This is a genomic window from Halomonas sp. SIMBA_159, assembly GCF_046536035.1.
GTDB lineage: Bacteria > Pseudomonadota > Gammaproteobacteria > Pseudomonadales > Halomonadaceae > Vreelandella > Vreelandella venusta_A.
Map to the genome: position 1 here is coordinate 1 of NZ_JAWJBT010000283.1, position 308 is coordinate 308.

General features: G+C 39.9%; 1 protein-coding gene. It reads left to right on the plus strand.

Annotation, left to right across the window (positions count from 1 at the left end; translation table 11 throughout):
* Positions 1 to 308, plus strand: a 308-nt coding sequence (locus R0J87_RS19310) for a LysR substrate-binding domain-containing protein (protein ID WP_498888261.1), incomplete at both ends; no start/stop codon positions are given.

Genomic DNA, 308 nt, shown 5'->3' on the forward strand with positions numbered 1-308 from the left:
CTGCATTTGATTTTGATAGTTACATTAATTCCGGAAAACCACTTCCGCTCATTTTAGTAGAGTCACCCTGCATCATTCGAGATACAGCAATTCAAGCACTTGACCAAGAAAATATCTCCTGGCAGATTGCAGTCTCTGGTGGAAGTTTACACGGCATATGGGGAGCAGTAAAAGCAGGATTAGGGATCACAGTCCGTACAAATACAGGTATACCTGATTCACTGGTTATCATCGATCAACATTTACCTCCTTTACCCGGTATTGGCTTGTCTTTATTTGAATCTTCAAGTGAAAAATCAGATTCATAT